We start from the raw sequence: 23,945 nt of genomic DNA on the forward strand, positions 1-23,945 counted from the left end.
AACGACGTGCTTATGGGTTTAGAAATTTTGAAAATTATAGGTTAAGGGTTAAAGTTTTGTGTTCTTGATTAATGCCCCCGGATTTGGGGATGAGCCGGATTTTATTCGTAACTCATTGATTCTATTGGTCGGGACGGAAGGATTTGAACCTTCGACCACTAGCACCCCATGCTGTTTCTTGACGTTTTCAAATGATTCCATAAATTTCCAAATAACACCTATAACCATTGATATATAAAGGTTATCTCTATATCATCGTTTCCAATTATTACCAAATGATTTCATGTCGATCCAAAATAATTTGGATCGTTATTTGGATCGACTTGGATCGAAGAGAATAAAATTAAAATGAAGAAAACTGTATTTAGAGACTCCTACATCAATGGTTTAAAACCCAAAGATAAGACTTATCGTGAAACCGAAGGAAATGGCTTTTATATTCGTGTAACGCCTCAAGGGAAGAAAGCTTGGCTATATCGTTATTATTACGCAGAGAAGGATCATAGCATCACACTAGGCTACTATCCTGCAATGAGCTTAGGGCAAGCGCGAGCAGCCTATCAAGCACTTTTTGATCTTTGGCAATCAGGTGTTGATCCTAAAGCTCATTTAGCCAAACTAGATGAGGCCAAAACAAATACCGTTAAAAAGCTTGTCCTAGGATGGTACGAAAATTACATCGAAAAAGAACGCAAGCAACCCCAACAAATCAAACAACTTATCGATGCGGATATTATCCCTTTGCTGGGCGATATTGAATTAGCCAAGCTCTCCCCTGCTTTAGTAACAACCGCGCTTGATAAAATTGTGAAGCGTGGTGCGAGAGTTCATGCCAATAAAGTTTTGTCAGCATTAAAACAAGCATTTAACTATGGAGTGAGACGGGGAAGTTTAAAAGAAAACCCTGCTGTATTATTACAAGGGCGAGATATTGGTGGAATTGAAAAGCCGAGGGATCGCTATTTAACAACAGATGAAATTAAAACCTTGTTATTGTTTTTAGACAGCGATAATAGCCGCATGTCACTACAGACAAAACTCGCCATAAAAATTATCTTACATACAGGCATTCGTTCCGGTGAACTTCGGCTCGCAACATGGTCTGAAATTGATTATCAAAACTCCCTCTGGACAATACCCAAAGAACATACAAAGCAAGATGAAATAATGCGGATTCATTTAACTGAACCTGTAAAAAATATGTTTAGGGAGCTACAGTACGGCTCAAAATCTAATTTTGTACTGTCTGCTAAGGAAGATGTCCCACTAAGTCCCAAAGCACTCTCAAGAGCTATTAACCGCATTCAAGAGCGTGTAGGCATCCCTCACTGGACAGCACACGATTTAAGACGAAGCTTTTGCACACAGCTTGGCGAAGCACTACATATTGATCCAGTGGTTATTGAAAAATGCCTAGGCCATAAAATGCCTAAGATCATGGCCACGTATAATAGAAATGAAATGCTTGTTCAGCGTAAAGAAGCATTAACTAAATGGAGTTCTTACCTTGAAAATATATTACAAGACAATGTAGTACCACTTTCATTAAGTAAATGTTCGTAGTACATGAATTTCAACCCGTGACAAATTGTCACGAATTAAAAATTATTTAGACAAGGATTAATCCTATGAATAAAGGATCTTTAAAGAAAGTAAGCATCAAGGATGAGCTCACTGAATTTCTGCTCTATACCGCTCCAAATGGGGAGGTTAAAGTCGAGGTATTATTAAACAATGAAACGCTATGGTTGACCCAAAAGCGAATTGCTGAACTATTTGGCGTGGGTGTCCCCGCCATTTCCAAACACCTAGACAATATTTATAACGAAGGCGAACTAAATCGCGAAGCAACTATTTCCATTTTGGAAACTGTTCAAAAAGAAGGCGACCGTTCGGTAAAGCGTAATGTTGAATACTACAATCTTGATGCTGTGATTTCAGTTGGTTACCGTGTGAGCTCCAGCCAAGCAACTCAATTCAGAATTTGGGCTACTGAGTTGCTTAAAGAATATATCATCAAAGGTTTTGCGCTTGATGATGAACGGTTAAAGAATGGCCGTTATTTTGGAAAAGACTATTTCAATGAACTCCTTGAGCGTGTTCGCTCCATTCGAGCAAGTGAAAGACGAATTTACCAAAAAATAACTGATATTTTTGCTGAATGTAGCATTGATTATGATCCTAAATCGGAAATTACACGCCAATTTTATGCGCATGTGCAAGATAAATTTCACTTTGCCATTACTGGTAAAACAGCTTCAGAAATTATTTATACTCAAGCAGATGCAAGCAAACCATTGATGGGGATGATGACTTACAAACATGCACCTCATGGCCGTGTTTTAAAATCGGATACCACCGTTGGCAAAAATTATCTGCATGAGCAAGAAATTAAGACACTTGAAAGAACTGTCTCAGCATTTTTTGATTATATTGAAGGTATTATTGAACGTCGAAACACCTTTACGATGGAAAATTTCGCAGAAAGCGTAAATAAATTTCTTGAGTTTAATGAATATAAAGTCCTAGAGGGTTATGGCAAAATTTCGCGGAAGAGAGGAAAAAGCACTTACAGAATATGAGAAATATAACAAGCAGCAACATATTGAGTCAGATTTTGATCGGGAAATAAAACGTAGATTAAAGCCTAATAAGGATAATATATAGTTGTCATGCTGATAAAGGATGGTGACAATTTGTCCCTATCCTTTCATATAGAGATTCACTTCATCATCAACTTAATAAGTTACGGCTAGAGTTGCAGCTAGAGTCACGGCTAGAGTCAGCTTTAAAAATTAGGCACGAGAAATTAAAAGGAAATAAAGATAAAATCATAAATAAAATAGATGTGCTAAATACAAATAAAGCTATGGTAATTGATAGCAGCAATGATCTATTGTTTAAATATGGTATTGTATAGTGAGTAAATGCTTTTATAACGTTCGGATAAATCGCATGCATATAAGAAACGCTAAAAACGATGACTGCTTTAAAATATATGACCTCCATGTTAATTCGATTAAACATTATTGTTCTGAGTTTTATTCTGAAAATGCTATAACAGCATGGCTAGAGTTAAAATCACCAGAAGAATACAAAAACCATTCATCAAATAGAATAATTATTGTTGCTGAAAAAGATAATGAAATAGTAGGATTCGGCTTAATAAATTTGAACAAAAAGAGTATTGATAGTCTTTATTTAAAGCCCCATATGTCTGGCAAAGGGATAGGAAAATTACTTCTACAAAAGCTTGAGGAAATAGCGCAACAAAATCAAATAGAAATGTTGAATTTGGCCTCTACATTAAATGCTGTTGAATTTTATCATCAAATGGGCTATCAAGGCGAAGTTAAAAGCATTTTTAAACTGTCATCAGGAATAAATCTAGACTGCGTTGAAATGACAAAAAAATTAATGATTGCCCCCATTGAATCTGAGCACACTTAATCCGAATGAATTAATTGTTAACTGGATTCATTACTTGCCTTGTAACCCTTGTTCCAAATACCAAAATTTTTGCGTAAATAGTTTTTAATTGTGCCGGAGGACTAGAACAATTGAAGCTTAACACCCTCCATCTATCTAATAATAACAAAACGCAACATGCCATACCGCAAACTTGCGCGATGGCAAGACCATTAATTCCCCATCCTAATAAATACGTAGTGACACATGCAAAAGGTACTATTACTCCCCAAGCACTAACTACACTTATTAACATTGGAACTTTGGTATCATAAAGTGCTCGTAATAAACCAATAGAAACTGTTTTTCCTGCAACTAATAATTGACCACACATTGTAATAATGAGAAAAGATTTGAAGGTTAATGCAATATCGTTGCTTACATAGGGTGATAATAGTGTGTCAGTGTAGAAACAAAAACTTAACAGCGCAACTAATCCTACCCCCCCTCCTAATATCAAAGCTGTAAAACCATATTGGCGTACTTTTGCCCACTGTTTATTACCAACACTATTTCCAATTAAAATATTAGAGGCTTGAGAAAATGCAAGCATTGGAATTGAAAGAAATTGAACATACTGATTAGCTATTTGTTGAGCTATTAATTCTAATTGCCCCATTCTGCCTGCAATAATGACCACACTAAAAATTGCCAAATATTCCGAGGCAGCATGGATTGATATTGGCCAGCCAAGCTTAAATATCTCTCTAAGTTGTAAAAATCTATTGATCGGTCTTTTTATAAATAACTCAAAAACTTTAAATTCTTTTTTAAGTGCAAGATAGCTAATAAGAATAATTAAGGTAACAATTGAACGACAAGCTTGAGCAAAACCTAATCCGCTAACTCCCCACGAAAAGAAGCCCATTTTTCCAAATGCCAATATATATCCTATAGAAATAGAAAGAACTAAACTTATAATTCCTATTGTGGTAACTACACGTGTTTTCTTTAGCCCCAACATAAATTGCTGTAAGCAAGTTAATAAAAATGCAGCTGGGATACCCCATAGATATGATTTAAAATATAAATCTACTAATTCAATTACCTCATGAGGCTGATTAAATAAATGTAGTAAGGGTTTTATAAGGAACATGACTGCAATTGCCGGAATTGAAAATAAGAACGCCAAGCAACAGCCTTGTTGTACAAAGTTTCCTATTTCGAAAAATTTTTTTTCTGCGTACATCCTTGATACTAAGGAACTGATTGCAAATAAGGGTGAGGTACATATCATCATTACTAGTATCTGGGTAATGCCAATTAAAGCTCCGGCTGCCAGTGCAGTATTACCTAAATTTGCTAACATTAAACCATTTGCAATTGAAATAAACACAATTGTCATATTAAATACTGAGATAGGAATTGCCAAACCAATAATGTCTTTTATTAAACTTATCCTCGAATTAAACATACACTTGCTCGTTATTAGAGCTACAAAATGAGCAATCCTTGTTTTTTTCAATTGGAAAAAATGTGCTTTTTTCAATATAAAAAGGATCGATAGATCGGATTCCTTCAACAGCACTGGGTATATTAATGCCTGTCAAATAACGTACAGCTTCAAGCACGGCTAATGAACAAGTCATTGCTAAAATGGGGCAAAAAGCTCTTTTATCAATACGAGGATTTTTTTTGACCTTCCTTAAAATGGGTTCTAATTTTGAGTTAGTTACAGCACAGAAATAGCAAGCACTTGATTCTGGTAAATACAAGGGACCTATCCAGTTAGTGCTCAAGCATAGCATTGGTATTTTTGCCTTAATACAGGCTTTTGTTATAAGTCCGGAGATTGCATCCTGAGCCTCTTCGACAGGATAATAACCAAAGGCATTAAAAATGAAGTCAGCATCTACCAAATAAGGCAATAGATCTGCTTCACTTTCAATTTTCCTGCAAACTCCTTCATAATTCACTGATGCATCGGATCCTGTGACTATTTTGGAGCATGCTTCTGCTTTTTTTAAGCCAATGTCGTCTTTAGTGTATAGTACTTGACGATGTAAATTACTTAGCTCAACCACATCATGGTCAATACCAACAATATGTTTGATGCCCAATCTGGCGCAATGTAAAGCGAGCCAACTACCATAGGCACCTAGACCAACAATAACAACCTTACTATTTTGTAGTTTTTCGTTAAAATCTTTACCTGTATGCTCATTGGTTTCAAAGGAGTTCAAGAATCTTATTTGCCTATCATAAAGCGTATCTTCTGGAGGAGGATTAGATACATCCCTACACGTTATCAAGAGTTTTTTTTCCTTCAAAAAGCTAATTAATTTTTTAACATTATTCCTGTTTGATTTTTGCTCCCTAGAAAAGCTATCCAATAACAAATCTTCTTGGATTCCTTCTTGTAGTTGTTGCAGTAATTTCTTTGAAAAATCCAAAGTAAATCCTTTAAATTTAAATGCTACGTTGAAAATATCGGAGCTTATTTCGAAATAATCGTTGTAAACATGATGATTGCAGGAATTTTGTAATTTAATAAACATATTTGATAAATTAACCTATTTTACAGGATAGCCAAAAGTTATTGAATAAAGTGGCGCGAACTCTTGTTCATTTAATTTAAGAAGCGTCGAAACATCTCTATCACGCAATGCAGGTGTAACTAAACTAAATACCCCATATTGCAGATAAGAAACCACCAATTTTTGAGACAAACGTCCAGCCTCAATATAAGTATCTCTCAAGCCTCTTGGATAAGGCATTGCCTTCATTAAATTGTCAAAATCGGCCACTAAAATAATAGTGAAAGCAGCTGTTTTTGGAGTGTTCATACCTTGAATGTTACGTGACATTTCTGTGAAAAATTGGCCATCTTGAACCAATTGTAATTGCGAATTTTGAAAGTTATAGCAATAAACAGCGGGATTTATTTCTTCAACATTATAAACAATAAAATATAATTTAATCCCATTAATTGCATTGCAAATGCTCGCATTTTCAATTCCTTCGTAAAAAATTTCTTTGCTGACAGGCTGCTTTTTAAAAACTCTTTTTGTTCTTCTATGAATTAAAGCTTGATCAACAGAAAATTGTTTTTCAACGCTATTAGCTGAAGAAACATCCAGCACCTTGCTATCTATATTGGATTTTTTTGATAAAACTGATGACTCAGCATTCGTCTCTTTAAAAGAAGAGTCTCGGGAGGAAACATAATAATCGATAGATTTATACCATCCTTTTTCCTGCCAATAAGAGTAATGAGCATTGCTAGGTGTATTATGATCGAGCTGTGATTTAACAGAGTTAATAACTTGTTGTATATTATCTAAGCTAGTTAACATATCTTGAGGGATAATATTCACAGTATTTTTTTCAGGATTATAAATCTCTAATACTGTATTGTTCTCTCTATCAATATTCTGTCTTAGAAGGGTTAATAAAGAATTGCTATTTGCCGACATTAATTACCTCCGCTAGCATTAAAAATAGCCATGCTTGTTATGACACCTTCTGATAAGCCATCAATACCAATTAATTGTTCTATTAACTTTTCATCTATTTGATGAGAAATTTGAGATTTCATCCCTATACTATCTGAAATTAGTTCCATAGTTCCAAGTATATGCCCAGCATCCATATGGATAGTTCGAAATGTTCGCGGTTCGCGATAACGAAACATATTTCTCTCAAAGACTGATGTTAAAACTATAATTGCCATTGGTTGATTATTTAACTCATTAGGGAAAAACTCGGGAAATATAGCTGGAGTATCAATTTTTTCTTGTTCTTTTATCTTAACAAAACAAAAAGGATCGGATTGAATGTGATAAAGCCCTTTATCAATTCCCTCTATATCGAGAGCAATTAAGTACCCTTCTGTTGGGTGGCGAGAACCTCCTGATGGACTTGTGCGCCGAATAAGAGGCACTCCCTCCCAGCGGATTGGAGCTTCAGCTGTTTTTGCAAAACCGTAGGCAGTAATAATGGATATTAACTTTAAATTATTTTCTTCAGCGTGGAATTGTTTTGCACCGAGCGAATGATCATTAAAAGGTAACGGTACATTAAGTCTTTTATGTTCCTCAGAATATACTTTTATTCTATTAGTATCAGGGTATTTCGCACTATACTCATTCATTCTTTGGTTAGCTATACGCCAGCCTTCCGCGCCTTCAGCATAATTTAGGAAGGGATAATCATAGGTAAAAAAATGATACTCAGCAGCACTTTCCCAATTATATTTCTTCCAGATTGGGTATTGCTCTAAAAATAGCTCTGAATTCAATTTATTTTTATCGGCAGAAATTTGAGATTCGTCTTTTAAAAAAATTAACTTTTTTTCAATCAAAGACAAAATTAATAAATTAATTTTTTGAGGGCTTAATTTATAAAAAGTAGATATTTCAGTTATGATTTTTTCTTTTTTTTGTGGGATTATACAATAAATTAGAAGAGCAACAACAACTTCAGGTATAGAAAATATTCTACGAGAGTCAAAATCTTCAGCAGACCATTTATTATTTGTGAGTTCTGATGGAGGATGTATTCTTGTTGCCAGGCTTGTTTGAAGGTTGGGCATCAACGCGCTCCGATTACAATAAAAATTAATTCCACTTTCCTAAATATTAGAAAAGTGGATACATAAATTATCTATTGATCGGATTGAAGAGAAGCTGCAATGCATTCAGTTACTTCTTCGATTTCAAGAACAGCATCTAAATTGGTATCTAACTCATTATTTTCTATCATATTTTCCATAATTTACTCCTTTTTTGGTTTTATTTAAGAATGCTTGAACTAATTTAAAGCACGAAGCGATAATACTCGATTTCTAACAATTGTTCTAGATTAGACGCAATTAAACTATTACCAGCGACTGATTCGTTTATTCAGTTAATGCAAGAGTGCAGGATATATTGTTCTTCTTTATTAGCCTGTGACAAATTGTCACAAGTTAGAAAAAATGTATAATCCCCTAGCCAAGCTATCCCGACGGGGAGAACAAAGGGTTTCATCACCTCTTTTGCTTGGCGCCCTCTGTGATGATTTTACTTTGATGGAATAATACAAGCATGATTAATGAGTCGCGACCTGAGTTTAAGAAAAAAATAAGTTCTTGTCTCAAGAAATGTGCTCCGACCCCACATGGTATTAATTTAGAACAATTAGTGGATTTATTTCCATTAACCTTAAGAGAGCTTGCTTGGCTAATTGCCATTTGTGAGAACGGTTACTCCTATCCAAATATTCCGTGGGAATTTCCAGTATTGAAAGGCCGTGTTGATGGATTAGAAAGCGTTTTTATAGAGCAAATAAATCTAGATACTAAAGAATATTCAGAAAGCGTAGAAATGGCCTCATTGGTACATAAGGCTAGTATGGACGCTATACATAACTTCATGGACATACAGCAAGAGATCTGCCTCGACAACGAAAAACAAGAAATCTTCATCTATAAAATTTGCTCATTGGTTAACACAAGACTATTAAACATCACTCTCAGCAGGCTTATCTCGTCTATCAACGCAAAACAACCAAGGGAATCTGATGATCCTCTGCAAATGATGCCTTGGATTAAAGAACGCAATAAAGAAATTCGCACCGATAAAATAATAAGCTTACTCAATCAAATATGCGTTGAAAACCCCATAGAAATTAAAGCAGAAAAGATAATTGCGCCTGTACAATCATATGAGTTGGCTTGGGTTATTGTGATCTGCAATAAACAATTCAACCATTTTGAAGACGTGACACCACCAGAACTGAAAGAACTTACCTCCTTGGCAAAACAAACTCATAAAAAAATAATCGACCATTTACGAGAAATTAACCACCTCGATAAATTAAAGGCAAAATGGTTTGATGAGGTAGATTTCCGTGATAGTAAACATGTCACCCAACAAATTTTCTACGAAATACCACCAAATATAATACTTGATATAATATCAAATAAATCCATTTATAAAGTTAAGAGTAAATTTGCTGCTGAAATGCTTATCGATAGTATTTTAAAACAGGATTTTGGTCTTTTAATCCGTGAAACATTCCCCGATTACACCGGAAAAATACATAAAAAAACTTCAGCACCTCATAGGTTAATTATCAAAGTCATGATTATGCTGCTTAAGCTTAAACGCCAAGATATTACGTGGTCAACGGTAAAAGAATTTATTGAAGAACATATTAGTCGAAACCATAATCGCGCTACTTTGGCCAATCTTGAAGACATTAATGAGGACAATTTTACTGTATCGGGCTGTATTTTAACTAAAATTAACGCTACAAAAAAAGTCGGTGACTATAAAAAAGCTTTTAAAATTTAATTTAATCATAAAAAAATTTCATATTACGTAATCTGTCACGCAATGTGCGCAATATGTCGCGCATACCCATCAGTAATCTACTCCTAGTTTTTTAAATAAATCTAACCGGGAGTATATGGTATGACCCAATCAAAAATCGATTTAATTGTTCCGAGCCTCACCCTTTTTGAATTATCTATTCCGCCAGTTGCCCAAATCAATCATGTTGAAAAATTGACAGGCTTTCATCGTTCAACCCTTCGTCGTTGGTGGGAAGAAGATAAATTTCCACGCCCCCAAAAATTAAACGGCTCGACCTTAATTTGGTCAACAAAAATAATTATGCAATGGATAGAAGAAAATATACAAGGAAGGGAAAATCATGATAACAACATTTAATAATGATCCTGCCCCTCAACAAAAGTCAGGGGCAAATATCGATAGCTCTTTGGCCGAGAGACTAATAGACAATTTTACAGAAAAATTTAATTCATTAACAGTCGCTTATAATGCAGATAATATCCAGTCTACTGGAAATTACAACAATATCACTGGTAGGGAATTATGGAAATTATTAAAAGAACCTCGCATTGGTCACAAAAATGGTACTCATTTCCTACGCACCGATTTAAAATGTGATAAACAAGGAGTGTGTTTATCCAGAGCAGATATTAATTGCACTGAAGAAGGAAGGCTAATAATTATTGATGTGGATGAAACAACAGCCACCCATTTAGCGATACATGAGGCATTAAAGAAAGCAGACATAGCTCATATTCTAGTAGGAACTCATTCTTATTATGCAGAAAATAAAAATCGCTTTCGTATTTTATTACTCAGTGATTCGTCATATAGCAAAGATCAATTAGAACCCACAAGCGAAGCAGTCGTTGAAACAATTAACTGTTTTCTTACACATGGTTTTCTTGAATATGCAAACGAAAACAAAATTTATGCACAAGGATGGTATACACCAAGTATGCCTAATGACTGTAATAAAGAAATTTTATATCTCGAATATGCTCAAGGCCAATTGTTTCCTGTAAAAGATAAACAATTAGAACCTGTGGTGAAGCAAGCTTTACGACCTATCTTTTCAACAGAAGGCACTCAGATATCACCTATTACCGCATGGAACAACCAAGTGCCAATAGGTACAGTCCTTCAAGAGTATGGCTATAAACACGTATTTAAAAACAAAAATACATGTAGATGGCTTTCTCCCAACTCAACTAGTGGACGAGGCGGAGTAGTCGAATATTTGGGTACAGGAAGAGTTTTTAGCCATCACAATGATTGTCTAAATGATGGCTATAGTCACGATTCATTTGATGTAATGAGGTTGCTGAAAGGGCTATCCCATGATGAAGCAATTAGATTCGCTAGCCAACAAACCAAAGCACCTGATGGCAGAACAATTGATGAATACAATAAAAGTGTTTTCAGAAAAAACAAACCAGATAGCAATGCCCTCACCGAAATCATTTTTAATCCATACCAACCTTTTAATGATGATCTATTACCAGTAGAAAACATACCTTATGAAGCCTTACCTGAAATTCTGGCTGACTTCATTAAAGAGCAATCCCTTATTAGAGGGTGTCCAGCGGATTTCATTTTAGTTTCATTACTTGCAAGAATGGGTTGCGTATTTTCAGGAAAAATTCAAATCGCACTAACAAAAAAAACCGATTGGTATGCTTCACCAAACTTTTTTTGGGCAATGATTGGAGATCCCTCCTCAGGTAAATCTAATGCCTTAAGCTCAACCAATAAACCAATTCAATTGCTAAGTAAGCAAGCGAGGGATCAATATAAAGGAGACTTTAAACAATACATTCAAAACGTAAAAATTTTAGAATCTAAAATCGCATCAGCAAAGAAAGGAATGGAAACGGAAGCAAAAAAAGCAGCTGCTAATCCAGCTGTAGTTGCTAAATTTGAAGCTACTCTAAAAGCATATCTACAGGATTTAGCTGATTTAGAAGAAAATAAACCAAAACTAAAGCGATACACTTTTTCTAAAGTCACTGTTGAAAAATTAATCTTAACATTGGAAGAAAACCCTGATGGCGTAATGTTAGAAGTTGATGAATTATCCTCTTTTTTTGTCAGACTATCAAAAGATGATAACGCAGATGAAAGAGGGTTATATCTTTCAGGATTTAATGGCAGTCTTGAATATCCCTACGATACCGTAAAGCGTGGAACAGTTTTTATTCCGAGATTGCTATTATCCATCTTTGGAGGGATACAACCATCAAAACTTAAGCGTTTTCTCAATGAAGCACGGACAGGTTATCAAGATGACGGATTACTTCAACGTTTCCAAGGAGTTGTCTATCCAGACAAACATACCCAAAAGTTAGAGGATAGACCACAATCATTTTTTCTGGTTACCAAAATTAATGAATTATTCTCGAATTTGAATGGTGTGAACGGTGCTACCTTGTTACATCTTGATGAAACAGCCCAGCAGCTATTCGATCAATGGCGCAATGAAACAGCCGAGAATGCTCAATCCTTAGGGCATCCGTTTGAAGCTTATTTAGTCAAATCATATGAATTCGTTGCCTCATTAGCAGTGTACTTATATCTGGCTGAAAACAACGGCTTGATAACTCCTGATAAACTAATATCTACCAAACAAATTTTAAGTGCCATAAAGCTTGGTCATTATTTTTTTAGTCATGCAAAACGCATGTATGGCTTAGTCTACAAAGATAACTTACCTGCTCGTTCATTATCTAAAAAGCTGATCAAACTCACTGGAATACCTGCGCTAAAAACAGAACATTTTGATTCAAATAATAATCTCTTTTTCTTCACTAGAAGCCAAATTAGAGCGAAAGACTGGGCTGATTTGACAACACAGGAAGAAAGACGAGAGGCAATTAATGTCTTGATACAAATGGGGCATATTTCTAAACCAAGTAATAACAAGTACTACATTAACCCAGATCATTTAAATGAATAATTTTTAATATCTCAATCCAATAACCTACATCACCTACATTTGAAAGAATAATGATCAAATGTAGGTGATGTAGGTTTTAAATCTAAAGAAAAAATAAAATTAACCTTTTCAGAGAGAACTTATGAACAAATGGGACTTAATGCTACAAGAGGAATTAAAAAAACAACCTATTAATTTGTATCGGTTTGTAGAGCAATGCTGCTCAGGTTTTTCTGTATCTGCCCAACAGGTTATTGATCATCTACTGTCTTTAGAAGATGAACAAGATATAATCAACAGTGAGATACCAATAGAATCATTGAAACTGCACATAGAAGTATGGATAAAAGCAGGCAAGCCCCATTATTCCGGCAAACAAATAGGCTAATTAGGAGTAATCATTATGAAATCCGTATCAAAAAAAGGCAGGCCAACAATATACTCGACTAAGCTTGCGGAGGAGATCTGCAACAAAATTGCTTCAACTAGTAATGGACTTAAAAAGCTTTGTGCTGAAAATCCACACTGGCCTAATAAGGACACTATTTTTAGTTGGTTAAAAAATAACAAGGATTTTTCCGACCAATACGCGCGAGCCAAAAGGTCTCAAATTGAATGTGTAGTTGATGAACTGTTGGAAATTGCGGACAACGATTCGAATGACTCTATGGTTAATGCTGATGGACAAATAGTGATTAATAGCCAAGCTGTCCAAAGAGCAAGGCTAAGAATTGATACTCGAAAATGGCTAGCCTGTAAACTTGTCCCTAAAGTTTATGGGGTTCAGCCATTACCTTTGGAAGAAAAGTCATCCTTAACTTTGCCAACATTGAAAGGAGTTACCGATCCAAATGAAGCTGCTCGAATATATCAGCAAATTATGATTAAGGGGCGGTAACTCCCCCTAGAGAACGTTTATTGATTAGGAGACGGGCTTAATCTCAATGGAGTTCGATTGTTTATTATGAGAAATTTCAAACCCCGTTATTGCGTGAACATGAACTATGTTCATTTTATTATCCATATCAACAACAATACTTCCAACATCGACAAGAGCTTCATTAATTGTAGCCATAAGCTCTAGGGTACATAAACCTGTATCAGAGCAAGCATCCCAAGCTTGATACATGTTAATTATATGGTAATAAGAAGAATCTATGCCAAACCAACCTTCATTGTTTTTATTAAGGAGTATCCCATTCGCATAAACTGAAAGCTTAGAACTAAAATAAGTGGGTGATTCAATTTCAATAGAAGACACTAATTCTAAAGGACATACTTTAGGATCTGCATTCTCAACATGACAGGATGCATTATATCCAAGAGTTTGCCAGTTATTAGTATTTAATACTGCTGCCTCCCATTGAGACAATCGAGGAGTTTTGTTGCGTATAGGTTCCACACTAAGTATTGAAGCAGCATAGTCTATATTTGAGTAATAACAAATGGTATATGCTCCTTGCCACCACAAAGGATTTTGATAAGAAGATTGCACTGAGGTAAGTGTATAGACTCCTTTTCTTGTCGTTGACCAAGCTCGAATGTTTCCCCATTCTGAATATTGTCCAACAATTTTACACGAACTAATACTTTTATCTTTCGCACACTCTATTTTTTCAGGGCAATACAGTAGACGAGCTTTTGTTTCGGCTAGAGCAATATTAGATTGAAGCAATGCAGTCAACGCAGTAAAAACAAAAATTAAAGACTTTATTTTGTTCATTATTTTCTCATTTAGTTAAGATTTCTGAAGAATCCTATTCTTAACTATTCCGTGTTTTAATTATTTTTATTGAATCCAAGTAAATTGAAATATTAGATGATGCGTTTCATCTGAGCCAAAATTTGATTAGCCAAGTCGCGCTTATCGATTAGATGATCATCCCATTTATTGGTTTGCTTTTTCTGACGACCTGCAACAAAACCAAAAGCTCGCCCATTATCCAATTTATGAGCAGATTTAGCAAATGATGGTGCTGGAATAAACCAAAGATAATCCCAAAGATCGCCTTTTTCTGTATCAAAATAACAAAATATAACGCCAACAGAGTAGTGTTCAATCATATTGCTAGCTTTAACCGTTGCCGTAAATACTTCGTTAGGCTCAGAACCATAACGATTTTTGACTTGTACATACATGGTCTTAAGCGTGCCTTTCTCTTTAATGATCAAATCTATTCCATCATCATCAGAAATCGGCTTGTAACATGACAGATTGGTATCTCCGTATAAAGTAATTAATTCAGCAATACGCGCCTCAGCAATATCCCCTTTTTGCTTGGTAGAAATATTGCTGGATATCTTATAATTTTTCTCTATTACTTCCTCATTTAATACGATATTTTCTAAAGGTAAATCAGTATTCAGAGTAAAAACAGAAGGTGATATCTTTAAAAAACGAGACGTTTTCTTTTTCTCATTAATATCAACAATGAGTTGAGCATTCATAGTTGCCTCAGGGGTTTTGCCAGCAGTTTTTAGCCAACCTCGTTCTAAAGCTATGGCAGTAATCTCTTTGCTGTGCAGAGGTTTACCTGTTTCCTGTAAAATCTGAAAGGCAATTTCTTTAAATGTACTCATATATTTTAAACCTCTTAAATAAAAATCTAACATCAACTCCTTTGGCTAATATTTATTCAATCCTGTTTTGATGCTCTATATTAGCTCATTTATTAAAAAATAGCATCTCTCAGGCGTGGCTCTTGTAGGCGCAATACGTTGTACTTGTTCTATGGAGAAAAAACACCCTAACCTTATCAAGATAGGCAAAAGAATCCGAGAACTACGCAAAAAACGTGGGTTTTCTCAGGAGGACTTCGCTGCTGCCGCACAATTAGGCCGGAGTTACGCAGGACGGGTTGAGCGTGGGGAACAGAATATTTCTATGCAGAGCCTGATTCAAATTGCTCTTACGCTAGAGGTTGAAGTGGGAGAAATCTTCCCTCCTTTAAAGGAATTGCAGCCCCCGTATAGAAAAAGATTGGATAACAAAGAAATAATTTAAAAAGCTCTTTAGTTTTCAAACTAATTAATAATTTCACCAAACAAATTTTTGCGCACTTCAATAACTCTAACTTCCTTACGATCTTGATAATTCTCTTAGAAAGAATATACAACACGAGATATAAAACGTTTAGCTACTTTATATTCTGATCAACTGCATAGATAGTTTTGTAACACTCAGCCCAAAATATTCATCACGACATGCTATAATATTATACAATTAGATCAAAATGGAATTGAATCTTGAGAACAGAAAATATAAACAATCTTTTGAAACTTTTACATTCTCTCAAAAATAAAGAACAGTTTGGACAAGAATTTACTGCGCAATCAATTGCTGATGAAACACCCTATAAAGCATCTTCGGTTAGAAAATATCTGAGCTCATTTTTACGAGAATACTGTTTTTTTAGTAAGGAAAATAATTCTTGGTATTGCTCTGGAATTACGAATCTTACAGATTATGACTTCTTGGCTTTAATGAGCCAGAACAAAATCAACGATTCTCTAACGGACATAGATAAGCTTGTCCAAAATCTTTTTCTAAAAAGTAAAAATGCATTTTTGTCCTCTATTCAGCTCTATAATAATCCGAACCAATTATCTAGAGTTGAGTTATTCACTATTTTAATTGCTAATTCTTGGGAGCTTTTATTAAAAGCTGAAATTGTTCAAAAAGAGGGATTAAATTCAATTTATAAAAAACATAACCAAGATACTATTAGCTGTCGGAATGCCTTAAATAAAGTTTATTCTGAAAATAATAATATTAGGAAAAACATAGAAGTAATATTAGATATAAGAGATCAAGCTGTTCATTTGGCACTCAATGAGTTACAGCATGATTTATGTCGAATTTTCCAATCCACAATATTTAATTACAATAAAAAATTCAACGAATTAACAGGAGCTACTCCCTTACCTCCAATGAACTCAGGTTTATTAAATCTGATTGTAGATGGACATTCAACCTCCATAACCCTCCTAAAACAACGTTACGGTACGAGTTCCACTAAAATTATGGAAGAATTTCTTAATAAACTAAAAATACAATCGAACGAATTAAACAGTACTGATTTCGCAATCCCCATAGAGTACAAACTATGCTTGACAAAAACAGAATCAGATTCTGATATTTCATTTTCAACTGGCAGTAATGGTGCAAAGGCTATCCGTATATACCAACCCATTGATCCAACTCGTTCTCACCCCTACAAAACCTTTGAGGCAATAGGCGTAATAAATTCAAAAATAATCCCTCAAAAAATAGGTTCTGGTATTTTTTATAAAATAATTAAAAAATACCAGATTAAAACAAAATCAGAATTTTTTTACCTAAACGAAAGCACTTCAAGATATTCAGAAAAATTTATTGATTGGTGTACAAAAAATATCAATCAGCATGAGCACTGGTTAGAACAGCTATAAATTTGAACCGGAGCAGCTTTTATACATCGCTTGAAAAAGAGAAGACTAAATCTTCAAATCGATTATATTTATCAATATACGCTGTTCTAACTTTTCCTATTGGACCATTTCGATGTTTTGCAACAATCAGTTCAGCAGTCCCCCTATCAGGGCTATCTTGATTGTAATATTCATCTCTGTAAATAAAACAGATCATATCTGCATCATCTTCAATTGAACCAGAATCTCGTAAATCAGACATAATAGGGCGTTTATCATAACGTTGCTCAAGGCTTCGATTTAATTGAGAAATAGCGAGGACAGGTGCATTTAATTCTTTTGCTAATATTTTCAACTGCCGAATAATGGCGGAGAGCTCTGCTGTTCTATTTTCAGGACTTGAACCACTACGACAAAGTAACTGAACATAGTCAACAACTACAATACCGACTTCCTCACAGATCTCAGATATGTCGTGTGCCTTTGCACAAATACTACTAATTGTTTCACCAAGAACATTTTCTATATAAATTGGCGCTTCTGATAAAAGTTGTACAGCAGATGTAATTCTAGGCCAGTATTCATCTTCTATTTGTGCCGTTCTAAGCCAATGAGAATTAATACGGCCTACAGAGCTTATAAACTTTAAAGCTAGAGTTTCAGGTGTGGATTCTAAGGAGAAAAAAATCGCTGCTTTTTTACAACAAAGGGCAATATGCTCAATCATACTCATTGCTAAAGCGGTTTTCCCCATGCTAGGCCGTCCCGCGATAATAATTAAATCGGAGGGATGCAACCCACTCGTTAATTGATCAAAATCACCTAATCCTGTTGTTAATCCAGAACAAGATTCTGAAGCTCCATACATTTCATCAAATTTTTCTATAACTTTCGCAAGATGCGATTTAATATTTCTATCACCAAAAAGCGATTCGTCTGTATCTGTACTTTCTATTTCTGTCATGCTCTTATACTTCTATTAAAATATAGGGAATATTACAAGGTAAAAAAATAATTTTGGATCGTTATTTGGATCGATTTGAACTGTATGGGGAAGGCGAATTTCTTAAAACCCTTACGGGGATTGGTCGGGACGGAAGGATTTGAACCTTCGACCACTAGCACCCCATGCTAGTGACAACCAATTTCATTTAATTTCAAACAAATTCAATTATAACCATAACATCCTTTTAAATAAAGGATTATTTGCATTTCAATATTTCAAATGATATAAATTGATTTCATACAAGCAAACAAAAAAGTGTAGCCAGAAGTGTAGCCAATTTCTGATATCCTAATAAGAGCATAATTATGGAAAAGTTTACTCATAACAAAATTGCAAATTTAAGTGCCGAAAAAAATCGTTACCATATTACTGAGGGTAATGGCTTTTGTTTAAGGGTTTCTCCTAAAGGTACGAAAACCTGGTTCTACCGTTATAAATTTGGCGGTAAAGAGAAATGGCTCACTATTGGTAATTTCCCAGTAATGGGTGTTGCTGAAGCTAGAAAAGCCTTTAATGATTTATGGGAGATAAGGCAGTCTGACCAAGACCCAGAAGACATTATCCAAAAAAAATTGCTCCAAAAAAATAATAATGTGAAAACGTTAATTTCTGATTGGTACAACAATTATATTGTTAAACACCGTAAGCAACCTCAACAGATTAAACAACAAATTGATGCTGACATTATCCCTCTATTAGGAACATTAGAAATTGAAAAAATACAGCCTCGAGACATAGCAAAGGCCTTGGATAATATAGTTCAAAGAGGCTCCCCTGTTCACGCCAATAAAGTGCTTAGTACCTTGAAACAAGTATTTAATTACGCGGTAAGTCGAGGAGAAATTACAATTAATCCAGCCATAAATATTCGAGCAAGAGACATAGGTGGAGTAGAAAAACCTCGTGATCGCAATCTCGATCTTGATGAAATAAAAAAAATATGGCTATTTTTGGATAGTGATAATCACTCGATGTCAATTCAGATTAAAAACGCCATTAAAATCATATTATTAACTGGTGCAAGGACTGGTGAACTAAGACTAGCAAAATGGTCTGAATTTAATTTCGAGAAATCTCTTTGGATTATTCCTCCCGAGAATAATAAAATCGGACTTAGCATGAAGATTCATCTGAGCGAGCTTACTAAAAAACTTCTGTTGGAAATAAAAGAAATCAGCTTATCTAATTTTGTTTTAGCTGGGGTCGATGATGATTCCCCACTAGGCGATAAATCGATATCTAAAGCTATTCAACGCATACAAAAACGAGTAGGTATCCCACAATGGACTGCCCATGATCTCAGACGCACTTTTGCCACTCAGCTTGGAGAAACATTGCGAATCGACCCAGTAGTTATAGAAAAATGTCTTGGACATAAAATGCCTAAGATCATGGCGACTTATAACAAAGACGAAATGCTGTACCAGCGCAAAGAGGCTTTAGATAAATGGAGTAGCCTGATAGAAGAACTAACAATAAACAAATTTGAATTTGTGCAACTATAGTGGTACAATTATAATGAATAGAGATATTGAATATATTGCCTATCAAGGCGAAAAGTTTACGATTGAATGGTACTTTGACGAAAAGAAGCATAGCCAATCTCAAGAATATTATTATTCTTTGAATAAAGACGAACGCATTCAGTTGTTGAAGCTATTAAAGAGAATGGGCGATGCCGGTATCATTCACGATAAAACCAAGTTTAGACATGAAGGAGACAAAATTTATGCCTTCAAACCTAAGCCAGATAGATTTTTATGTTTCTTTTTTGAAGACAGAAAAATAATTTTAACTAATGCCTTTAGGAAGAAGCAGGATAAGTTACCTTTAACCGAAAAGGAAAAAGCCTTAAAGGTTATGGATCAATATACCAGTAGAGTAAAAACAGGTGATTATTATGACTAAGAAACATTTATCTACTTTTGAACGAGAAATGCAGGACCCTCTTTTTCGTGAACAATTTGAAAAAGAATATGATGAGTTTCTATTATCTGAAATCATCAAAGCACTCATGAAGAATGGCAAAATGACCGTGAGAAAACTGGCCGAAAAAGCAGGGCTTTCTCCAACTGTAATTCAAAAAATTCGCTCCGGTGAGCAAGAAGATGTAAAGCTTAGTAACTTCCTCAACATCTCTCACACTTGCGGTTTTAAAGTCATTTTAGAAAAAGGGGATGATAAGTATTACTTATAAACCTTTAGAAATTAATCATTGTCTAAAGCAGTCATTGACCACTTCAGGCAATGAAAATGGATTTATCTGACATATTGATTAATCCAGTTATCAATCACGTCTTTATGCCAGGCTAAAGTTCTGCCATGTAATTTTACTGGCTTGGGAAATTTCCCTTCACTCCACCAACGGCGTAAAGTCAATCGGTCCTTTCCGATAATGACTTCTACGTCATTGATAAACAGAATCTGTTGTGTAAATAGATCATTAACTGGTTGCATCATTGATTCTCCAAATCCCTCTGTTATTTAAGTTGTAAACGAGCCTTCCATTCACCCTTGTGTTCCATATCAATGACTGTGATAAACAGCTTCAGCAAATTCAATTCAACCTTACTTTCTTTAGGTAAACGATTGTGCTGGTAGATTAACTGCAAATGAGCAATTGGGGAGTTTGATAAATTAGCGATTCGTTGTAGAGAATAATTGGTTGAATCCAGTAGATACTGAATAATACCCTTATAGATGGTGATCTTTTGATCGTAAAACATGCGATATACTCCTGTAAAACATGTGTAATAAAGTCCAAATCGCGCAAAATGAACATTAAGTATCATTTATCGAAACTAATATTAAAACGATATTAAAATAATTATCAATATGTATTTTTAAGAAATTTAAATTAAGATACGATATGATATTGAATGATACCGTTTTATATGATAATTTTTTTACGACGTTCGATTAAAAGGATAATTTTATGAGTAAGGGACCCTATCAATCGTTTGCAAATCGCTTGATCCATACCCTCAAAGATAAAGGACATACTGCATCTCGTTCACCTAATGGGATCTGTATTAAAGCCCTAGCAGAATTTACAGGTGCATCAGAACAAATCTGCCGTCGCTATATAAGAGGTGATGCTCTACCTGATTATGAGAAAGTTAAACAATTAGCTCATCATCTTCATGTAAACCCAGGCTGGCTATTATTTGGTGAGGAAGGACATGCAGCTCCTAAGAAAAATGAAGTCGATGAAACACTACTTCATTACATCTTGAAGCAAAGCCATCATTTATACCCTGTTTCTCATGGAAGTAATGACGATTACGCCGATTTTGTGTTAGGATTAATCAAAGAAGTACGTGCAATTGACACATCGGAAAATAATTTACTAAAAATCATTGACTTGGCCATTGGTTCCATTTCTTCCTACGAAGAACAAAGAAAAAAGCACAGTCATGCCGTTTAAGAAGTTTGTAGATATGGATGTAACAGCTGTTGAAGTAAGGCTTCACCCTAAAGCAAAAGATTTTCTCTTTGAACATTATATCACCATGCGAAAAGTGTTCTCTGACGTACTCGGGCAAGTAGAAACAGACTATGCTTCCATTGCCCTCATCAATCAAGCAGGACAGATCTTTTTCATGTCCTCCAACCCAGCTATAGAGCAAAATTTAATTGAGAAAAGTCTCTGGCTATTTGATGGTTGCTATCAACCAGAGTTCATCAGCCAGGATCAACCGAAATTATGGAGCGAACTTCCTCATATAGGCTGTATAGAAGCAATTACAAAATACAAACAGATAGAACCTGGACTCATCACAGGTATTTCCATCCCCACTGAATATGATTCTCATAGAGCAATCTTTTCATTTGGATTAAAACGAATAAATCCCTATATCCAAAACAAAAGCTCCATTCATTGCGAAAAACTGTTAGCCATGGGCAAGTTTGCGTTAAGGCAAATTCAAGAGTATTTAACTTTACCAGACAAACAGTCCTGCATGAAGACTAAGCCCAAACTCACATTAATCATCAACAATCAGGTGAACTATGAACACACTCCTGGATAAAAACGATCCTATTTTAAGACAAACCGCTGAGCCAATTAAAGAATCAGAATTTGGTAGCAGTTGGTTAAAAGAGCTGATTAAGACTATGTTCGGCATTATGGCTGACAAAGGTGCCGTAGGGGTAGCTGCTCCCCAAATTGGCATCAGCAAACGAGTTATTGTATTTGGTACTAATTATACCAAACGGAGAAAACCAGAATACCCGATCCCCGATACTGCATTAATTAATCCTGCATTAAAAATCCTGTCCCAAGAAATTCAAACTGGCTACGAGGGATGCCTTAATTGCGGTGAATTAATGGGAGAGGTTCCAAGAGCCATGGAAATTGAATATTCAGGCTTTGACATAGATGGAAATAGAATTACCAAAAAAGCTTCCGGCTTGGAAGCCCGTATTCTTCAGCATGAAATTGATCACCTGAATGGATTTTTATTTTTAGACCGAGTAGAAGATCAGGACTCACTAACCACTCTATCGGCAATGCAAAGTAAAGGATAATCCTATGAAGCATCAAACCCGAATCATACTGGCAGGCACACTAGGCAATTTAATAGAATCTTTTGATATGGCCATTTGCGGCCTACTCTCAGTCTACATTGCCAAATACCTAATTGGTGATGCTTCAAAGGGTTTATTTCTAGTATTTCTTACTTTCTTTGCTGGATATCTAGCCAGACCTATTGGGGCTATGATAATGGGCTTATTATCCGATATCTATGGCAGAAAAATTATCCTTGCAGCGTCCATCTTAACGATGGGCGTGTCAACAACCCTTATCGGGTTTATCCCCCCACACAGCACCATAGGTACTTTTTCTGTTATAACCTTATTAGTGTTAAGAGTTATTCAGAGCTTCTCCTGTGGTGCAGAATATCTAAATTCTTCAGCTTATCTGGTTGAAAATGCAGAAGCCTCCAAAAAAGGCTACTCGGGCAGCTGGGCTTCGTTTGGTGCCATGTCAGGAATGCTCGTAGCATCATTGGTAGCATTATTAGTTACTTATTTTACCAATCACTATCCTGAACACGATTGGCTAGTCTGGCGTGTACCTTTTGTCCTTGCACTACTAGGTTCTTCCATTGGCTTGTATATCCGGTTGTGTATTCCTGAGAGTATGGAGTACATCATGTACTATGCAGACAGGCCAAAACCTAAATTTAAGAGTCTACTTTCAGAATCAGTCAACTACATCAAGGACAATAAAATTCAATCTCTTTATGTATTTGTTTTAAGTTGCCTAGGAGTAACAACGACTTTCCAGATTTACATTTATGGTCCTATGCAAGCCCATTTATATAGTCATTTTCAGGATCATGAAATTATCCTATCAAATATACTTTCATTAATTGTTTTATTAGCTGTATTTCCTTTAGTTGGAAAACTATCTGATAAAATCAATCGAGAAAAAATTGTGATCTTTGCTAGTGTTGGTTTATTGATTCTTTCCCAGCCATTTTTTTATGTTTTATCGCACCATGATATTTATGAGCTCTTATTAGGACAAGCATTAATTGCAATTCCTGCTGGAGCTTATTATGCAACAGTACCGGTGATGTTAGCTGAAATGTTTCCGATTAAGTTACGATGCACTGTTTTATCAATTTTATATTCAACTGCTGCAAGTTTATCAGCTGGACTTGCTCCGTTAGTTTCTTTAATACTGGTTAAAAAAACAGGTATTGCATCATCGCCTTCTATATTAGTATTTACTTTGGTGGCTAGTGCTTTTATTACTATGTATGTGAAGCATTCTAATAATAGACAAAAATACTCTCAGTTACCTGCATAAAATAGTTTAACGATTACATATGCTAAA

At 35.1% G+C, this 23,945-nt stretch carries 26 protein-coding genes; 17 read left to right on the forward strand and 9 right to left on the reverse strand.

Features of this window, described 5'->3' with window-relative positions; translation table 11 throughout:
• Window positions 1-348: 348 nt before the first annotated feature.
• The 3 genes from T345_RS14375 (at window position 349) to T345_RS0112400 (ending at window position 3,450) form a co-directional block, all read left to right on the forward strand.
• Window positions 349-1,563: a tyrosine-type recombinase/integrase gene (locus tag T345_RS14375; RefSeq protein WP_035919083.1), complete on the forward strand. Its 1,215-nt coding sequence runs from the start codon at window positions 349-351 to the stop codon at window positions 1,561-1,563.
• Window positions 1,564-1,628: 65 nt separating this feature from the next.
• Window positions 1,629-2,582, forward strand: coding sequence for a virulence RhuM family protein (locus T345_RS14380; protein WP_207385052.1), 954 nt, complete (start codon window positions 1,629-1,631; stop codon window positions 2,580-2,582).
• Between the two features lie 373 nt (window positions 2,583-2,955).
• Window positions 2,956-3,450: a GNAT family N-acetyltransferase gene (locus tag T345_RS0112400; RefSeq protein ID WP_028389615.1), complete on the forward strand. Its 495-nt coding sequence runs from the start codon at window positions 2,956-2,958 to the stop codon at window positions 3,448-3,450.
• Between the two features lie 10 nt (window positions 3,451-3,460).
• On the opposite strand, the gene T345_RS0112405 is transcribed toward T345_RS0112400, so the two are convergent.
• Genes T345_RS0112405 through T345_RS0112420 form a run of 4 tightly spaced genes read right to left on the reverse strand, consistent with a single transcriptional unit; the run spans window position 3,461 to window position 8,002 of the window.
• Entirely contained in the window at window positions 3,461-4,882 is a 1,422-nt protein-coding gene (locus tag T345_RS0112405) for an MATE family efflux transporter (RefSeq protein WP_028389616.1), read from the reverse strand.
• Window positions 4,875-5,966 (reverse strand): ThiF family adenylyltransferase, encoded by a 1,092-nt coding sequence (locus tag T345_RS0112410; RefSeq protein WP_028389617.1) that lies wholly within the window; start codon window positions 5,964-5,966, stop codon window positions 4,875-4,877. Before T345_RS0112410 ends, T345_RS0112405 begins: the two co-directional genes overlap by 8 nt.
• A 15-nt stretch (window positions 5,967-5,981) precedes the next feature.
• On the reverse strand, window positions 5,982-6,884 hold the full coding sequence (locus T345_RS0112415) for a nitroreductase family protein (RefSeq protein WP_028389618.1): 903 nt from the start codon (window positions 6,882-6,884) through the stop codon (window positions 5,982-5,984).
• The gene (locus tag T345_RS0112420; RefSeq protein WP_028389619.1) at window positions 6,884-8,002 is read right to left on the reverse strand and encodes a SagB/ThcOx family dehydrogenase; all 1,119 of its coding nucleotides are present in this window, start codon (window positions 8,000-8,002) and stop codon (window positions 6,884-6,886) included. The genes T345_RS0112415 and T345_RS0112420 overlap by 1 nt, the downstream gene beginning before the upstream one ends.
• Window positions 8,003-8,495: 493 nt before the next feature.
• On the opposite strand from T345_RS0112420, the gene T345_RS0112430 reads away from it, so the two are divergent.
• From T345_RS0112430 to T345_RS14385, 5 genes are all read left to right on the forward strand, one after another.
• Entirely contained in the window at window positions 8,496-9,746 is a 1,251-nt protein-coding gene (locus T345_RS0112430; RefSeq protein WP_028389620.1) for a hypothetical protein, read from the forward strand.
• 120 nt (window positions 9,747-9,866) lie between these two features.
• The gene (locus tag T345_RS0112435) at window positions 9,867-10,124 is read left to right on the forward strand and encodes a helix-turn-helix transcriptional regulator (RefSeq protein WP_084273813.1); all 258 of its coding nucleotides are present in this window, start codon (window positions 9,867-9,869) and stop codon (window positions 10,122-10,124) included.
• Window positions 10,108-12,702, forward strand: coding sequence for a DUF3987 domain-containing protein (locus T345_RS0112440; RefSeq protein ID WP_028389622.1), 2,595 nt, complete (start codon window positions 10,108-10,110; stop codon window positions 12,700-12,702). Before T345_RS0112435 ends, T345_RS0112440 begins: the two co-directional genes overlap by 17 nt.
• Before the next feature lie 121 nt (window positions 12,703-12,823).
• Window positions 12,824-13,069, forward strand: a complete 246-nt coding sequence (locus tag T345_RS0112445; RefSeq protein WP_028389623.1) for a hypothetical protein — start codon at window positions 12,824-12,826, stop codon at window positions 13,067-13,069.
• Between the two features lie 15 nt (window positions 13,070-13,084).
• Entirely contained in the window at window positions 13,085-13,579 is a 495-nt protein-coding gene (locus tag T345_RS14385) for a terminase small subunit-like protein (protein ID WP_207385051.1), read from the forward strand.
• 24 nt (window positions 13,580-13,603) lie between these two features.
• Here T345_RS14385 and T345_RS0112455 read toward each other — a convergent pair whose 3' ends face one another.
• Complete coding sequence (locus T345_RS0112455; RefSeq protein ID WP_028389624.1) at window positions 13,604-14,404, reverse strand: hypothetical protein; 801 nt, start codon at window positions 14,402-14,404, stop codon at window positions 13,604-13,606.
• A gap of 92 nt (window positions 14,405-14,496) precedes the next feature.
• A complete protein-coding gene (locus T345_RS0112460; protein WP_242604581.1) occupies window positions 14,497-15,294 on the reverse strand; it encodes a group I intron-associated PD-(D/E)XK endonuclease in 798 nt (265 codons plus the stop codon).
• A gap of 118 nt (window positions 15,295-15,412) precedes the next feature.
• Between T345_RS0112460 and T345_RS0112465 the strand changes: the two genes are divergently transcribed.
• Window positions 15,413-15,685: a helix-turn-helix domain-containing protein gene (locus T345_RS0112465; RefSeq protein WP_028389626.1), complete on the forward strand. Its 273-nt coding sequence runs from the start codon at window positions 15,413-15,415 to the stop codon at window positions 15,683-15,685.
• 242 nt (window positions 15,686-15,927) lie between these two features.
• Complete coding sequence (locus T345_RS0112470; protein WP_028389627.1) at window positions 15,928-17,112, forward strand: DUF3644 domain-containing protein; 1,185 nt, start codon at window positions 15,928-15,930, stop codon at window positions 17,110-17,112.
• A 19-nt stretch (window positions 17,113-17,131) separates the two neighbouring features.
• Here T345_RS0112470 and T345_RS14390 read toward each other — a convergent pair whose 3' ends face one another.
• Window positions 17,132-18,055: a replicative DNA helicase gene (locus tag T345_RS14390; RefSeq protein ID WP_051555271.1), complete on the reverse strand. Its 924-nt coding sequence runs from the start codon at window positions 18,053-18,055 to the stop codon at window positions 17,132-17,134.
• Window positions 18,056-18,402: 347 nt separating this feature from the next.
• On the opposite strand from T345_RS14390, the gene T345_RS0112485 reads away from it, so the two are divergent.
• The 3 genes from T345_RS0112485 to T345_RS0112495 are packed head-to-tail and all read left to right on the forward strand — an operon-like array spanning window position 18,403 to window position 20,294.
• Complete coding sequence (locus T345_RS0112485) at window positions 18,403-19,602, forward strand: tyrosine-type recombinase/integrase (RefSeq protein ID WP_010652890.1); 1,200 nt, start codon at window positions 18,403-18,405, stop codon at window positions 19,600-19,602.
• Between the two features lie 13 nt (window positions 19,603-19,615).
• Entirely contained in the window at window positions 19,616-20,005 is a 390-nt protein-coding gene (locus T345_RS0112490; protein ID WP_010652889.1) for a type II toxin-antitoxin system RelE/ParE family toxin, read from the forward strand.
• Window positions 19,998-20,294, forward strand: a complete 297-nt coding sequence (locus T345_RS0112495; protein WP_010652888.1) for an AsnC family protein — start codon at window positions 19,998-20,000, stop codon at window positions 20,292-20,294. Before T345_RS0112490 ends, T345_RS0112495 begins: the two co-directional genes overlap by 8 nt.
• A 62-nt stretch (window positions 20,295-20,356) precedes the next feature.
• Here T345_RS0112495 and T345_RS0112500 read toward each other — a convergent pair whose 3' ends face one another.
• Together T345_RS0112500 and T345_RS0112505 are read right to left on the reverse strand one after the other, a co-directional pair.
• Window positions 20,357-20,554, reverse strand: a complete 198-nt coding sequence (locus T345_RS0112500; protein ID WP_010652887.1) for a helix-turn-helix transcriptional regulator — start codon at window positions 20,552-20,554, stop codon at window positions 20,357-20,359.
• Window positions 20,555-20,577: 23 nt separating this feature from the next.
• Window positions 20,578-20,823, reverse strand: coding sequence for a hypothetical protein (locus tag T345_RS0112505; RefSeq protein WP_010652886.1), 246 nt, complete (start codon window positions 20,821-20,823; stop codon window positions 20,578-20,580).
• A 209-nt stretch (window positions 20,824-21,032) separates the two neighbouring features.
• Between T345_RS0112505 and T345_RS0112510 the strand changes: the two genes are divergently transcribed.
• The 4 genes from T345_RS0112510 to T345_RS0112525 are packed head-to-tail and all read left to right on the forward strand — an operon-like array spanning window position 21,033 to window position 23,918.
• Window positions 21,033-21,524 (forward strand): helix-turn-helix domain-containing protein, encoded by a 492-nt coding sequence (locus T345_RS0112510; protein ID WP_010652885.1) that lies wholly within the window; start codon window positions 21,033-21,035, stop codon window positions 21,522-21,524.
• On the forward strand, window positions 21,514-22,128 hold the full coding sequence (locus T345_RS0112515; protein ID WP_028389628.1) for a hypothetical protein: 615 nt from the start codon (window positions 21,514-21,516) through the stop codon (window positions 22,126-22,128). Before T345_RS0112510 ends, T345_RS0112515 begins: the two co-directional genes overlap by 11 nt.
• Entirely contained in the window at window positions 22,109-22,627 is a 519-nt protein-coding gene (def, locus tag T345_RS0112520) for a peptide deformylase (protein WP_010652883.1), read from the forward strand. Before T345_RS0112515 ends, def begins: the two co-directional genes overlap by 20 nt.
• A 4-nt stretch (window positions 22,628-22,631) precedes the next feature.
• On the forward strand, window positions 22,632-23,918 hold the full coding sequence (locus T345_RS0112525) for an MFS transporter (protein WP_010652882.1): 1,287 nt from the start codon (window positions 22,632-22,634) through the stop codon (window positions 23,916-23,918).
• Window positions 23,919-23,945: the final 27 nt, after the last annotated feature.

The organism is Legionella fairfieldensis ATCC 49588, assembly GCF_000621525.1.
GTDB lineage: Bacteria > Pseudomonadota > Gammaproteobacteria > Legionellales > Legionellaceae > Tatlockia > Tatlockia fairfieldensis.

Coding starts and splice junctions, on each gene's coding strand:
- T345_RS0112510 (WP_010652885.1), top strand. CDS start 21,033: ATGAGTAAGGGACCCTATCAATCGTTTGCAAATCGCTTGATCCATACC.
- T345_RS0112455 (WP_028389624.1), bottom strand. CDS start 14,404: ATGAACAAAATAAAGTCTTTAATTTTTGTTTTTACTGCGTTGACTGCA.
- T345_RS0112405 (WP_028389616.1), bottom strand. CDS start 4,882: ATGTTTAATTCGAGGATAAGTTTAATAAAAGACATTATTGGTTTGGCA.
- T345_RS0112505 (WP_010652886.1), bottom strand. CDS start 20,823: ATGTTTTACGATCAAAAGATCACCATCTATAAGGGTATTATTCAGTAT.
- T345_RS0112440 (WP_028389622.1), top strand. CDS start 10,108: ATGATAACAACATTTAATAATGATCCTGCCCCTCAACAAAAGTCAGGG.
- T345_RS0112500 (WP_010652887.1), bottom strand. CDS start 20,554: ATGCAACCAGTTAATGATCTATTTACACAACAGATTCTGTTTATCAAT.
- T345_RS0112410 (WP_028389617.1), bottom strand. CDS start 5,966: ATGTTTATTAAATTACAAAATTCCTGCAATCATCATGTTTACAACGAT.
- T345_RS0112490 (WP_010652889.1), top strand. CDS start 19,616: ATGAATAGAGATATTGAATATATTGCCTATCAAGGCGAAAAGTTTACG.
- T345_RS0112485 (WP_010652890.1), top strand. CDS start 18,403: ATGGAAAAGTTTACTCATAACAAAATTGCAAATTTAAGTGCCGAAAAA.
- T345_RS14375 (WP_035919083.1), top strand. CDS start 349: ATGAAGAAAACTGTATTTAGAGACTCCTACATCAATGGTTTAAAACCC.
- T345_RS0112445 (WP_028389623.1), top strand. CDS start 12,824: ATGAACAAATGGGACTTAATGCTACAAGAGGAATTAAAAAAACAACCT.
- T345_RS0112495 (WP_010652888.1), top strand. CDS start 19,998: ATGACTAAGAAACATTTATCTACTTTTGAACGAGAAATGCAGGACCCT.
- T345_RS0112435 (WP_084273813.1), top strand. CDS start 9,867: ATGACCCAATCAAAAATCGATTTAATTGTTCCGAGCCTCACCCTTTTT.
- T345_RS0112460 (WP_242604581.1), bottom strand. CDS start 15,294: ATGTTAGATTTTTATTTAAGAGGTTTAAAATATATGAGTACATTTAAA.
- T345_RS14380 (WP_207385052.1), top strand. CDS start 1,629: ATGAATAAAGGATCTTTAAAGAAAGTAAGCATCAAGGATGAGCTCACT.
- T345_RS0112400 (WP_028389615.1), top strand. CDS start 2,956: ATGCATATAAGAAACGCTAAAAACGATGACTGCTTTAAAATATATGAC.
- T345_RS0112515 (WP_028389628.1), top strand. CDS start 21,514: ATGCCGTTTAAGAAGTTTGTAGATATGGATGTAACAGCTGTTGAAGTA.
- T345_RS14385 (WP_207385051.1), top strand. CDS start 13,085: ATGAAATCCGTATCAAAAAAAGGCAGGCCAACAATATACTCGACTAAG.
- T345_RS14390 (WP_051555271.1), bottom strand. CDS start 18,055: ATGACAGAAATAGAAAGTACAGATACAGACGAATCGCTTTTTGGTGAT.
- T345_RS0112415 (WP_028389618.1), bottom strand. CDS start 6,884: ATGTCGGCAAATAGCAATTCTTTATTAACCCTTCTAAGACAGAATATT.
- T345_RS0112430 (WP_028389620.1), top strand. CDS start 8,496: ATGATTAATGAGTCGCGACCTGAGTTTAAGAAAAAAATAAGTTCTTGT.
- T345_RS0112525 (WP_010652882.1), top strand. CDS start 22,632: ATGAAGCATCAAACCCGAATCATACTGGCAGGCACACTAGGCAATTTA.
- T345_RS0112420 (WP_028389619.1), bottom strand. CDS start 8,002: ATGCCCAACCTTCAAACAAGCCTGGCAACAAGAATACATCCTCCATCA.
- def (WP_010652883.1), top strand. CDS start 22,109: ATGAACACACTCCTGGATAAAAACGATCCTATTTTAAGACAAACCGCT.
- T345_RS0112465 (WP_028389626.1), top strand. CDS start 15,413: ATGGAGAAAAAACACCCTAACCTTATCAAGATAGGCAAAAGAATCCGA.